The 1,882-nt window shown below is 42.0% G+C and carries 1 protein-coding gene; it reads right to left on the reverse strand.

Annotated features, from left to right (window positions below):
• Nucleotides 1-121: 121 nt before the first annotated feature.
• Entirely contained in the window at nt 122-1,780 is a 1,659-nt protein-coding gene (locus A3761_RS13730) for an alpha/beta fold hydrolase (RefSeq protein ID WP_068553461.1), read from the reverse strand.
• Nucleotides 1,781-1,882 lie beyond the last annotated feature (102 nt).

Here is a 1,882-nt window from a genome sequence, read left to right on the forward strand (position 1 = left end):
CGAATAAGACACTCAATCGAGAATGTGAACTTATCGTGGTAGGAATTATCTAGATAATAAAGAGGCATATCTCAGTAACAAGATATGCCTCTAACTTGGTAAACAATTTCAGGATGTATAATTAGAGCGTTGGCACTTTCAAAGTTGACTGTTTATTGCTGCTATATTCAAAATCCACAAAGTAATCGACACCCGTTGGAGATTGATATTGTGGGTCTTTGGTATCAACAGCTAGAACAAGGCGATGACCCGCGGGTACATCGTATGCTGTCGTTACTAGATCGAAGTCGACAGAAATTTTTTCGCCGGAGTTTGTGTCTGGCAATGTAATCGCGCCATGAGTTATTAATTTTCCAACACCCAAAGCATTCATGTCATAAAGATAAGCAACTAGCTGGATCTCATCGTGCTTTGGTTGTATCTGTAGTGATACTGAAGGATTCCCACGTATTTGCATTTCTTCGCTCAGCCAGCTCGATTTCCAATGGATACTTCTAATATCCGAGGCGGCTGGAATACTCGCTAAGATAGGCACCTCTAACTGCTCAAGAATTTGTGATAACAGCGGAATCTGCGTGCTAAATAAGGTACCGGCCCAAGCATTGATTGTGTTGTCTCTGCCGAAGAAGCTCCAGTATGGGTAGCTCTCCATATCACCATCATCGAAGGCTGAGCGAGGGTGTAAGTAAAAGGTTTCTGTACTGGAATCTTCTATAGGGAAGTGGTCAAAGCTATCGTACTGATCTTCAAACTTCACTTTCATTGTAATGGGTTTAGCGCTTGCTATCGGCGTGTTATCACCCTTTAAGTGATGATCAAACCATTGATAGGTACTTGTCCAAGGTAAGGCTTCCGCACCGATGACTGGAGGAAGTAAGTCTGCTGAAGCATGAGTACCTGAAACCAAATCAATATGTTTTGGCCCGGTAAGCTGTTCAAACATACTCATTAATGAGTTAGGTTGGAACAAATTATCACCATAAGCTTTGGCGATATAAACTGCCGTACCATTGGTATTAAGCTCATCAACATAATTGGATGGAGAGCGAACACCCGCCCACTCCATAACAGCAGGAATCTCACTTAAGTTCTGATTTTTGATATTTGACCAGTGCTGCTCGACAATTGGGTCCAGATTTCCGAGTAAGTTGCCACTTAGTGTTAGTAGCTCACCCCAGACCAAGCGAGGTGTTTGGTTTCCATATAACGAATCTGCCAAGCTGCCCCAAGCACTCATTGCTGAAACGGCTTTTATTCTAGGGTCGTGTGCTGCGCCAATCAAAGAAATACCTGAACCATAGGAAACACCCGCACTCCCTATTCTCTCTGGGTCTACGTTATAGTTTTCGATAAGGTAATCTATCACACGGCTAAAATCATCGATGTCCTTTGGGCCAGCCGTATTAATCATGCCTTCTGATGTGCCGAAACCTCGAGTGCTATAACTAAAAACGATGTAGCCCTTTTCTGCTAACTCTCCTGCTTGTGTTAAATACTCATATTCATTCAGAGCCCAGCTATTTACAAAAATGATGGCTGGTGCTGGTTCTGACAGGTCATTAGGAACAAAGACATTGGCGGCCAAGTCAACACCATCATTTGCCTCCACAATGATGTCATCATTTGTTGTGTAGGCATCAGAGGTCGGAAAGATACCTTGGTTCAACAGTCCTGCAACAAAACTAAGTGCGGGGATATATCCATCATTATTAGCTTGTGCAGCCGGGACAAGCACACTTGCGGCAATACTTGCTGTTAGAATTGTTTTAATTAACTTCATTATTTTTATCCTTATTTTTATTATCTTAACTAGATATGTGTTAGTACGATCGTTTGTAAGTTCGATACTCCTTATCAATTTCATACCTCTTTTGTTAATAAA

This window comes from Oleiphilus sp. HI0123 (assembly GCF_001635315.1).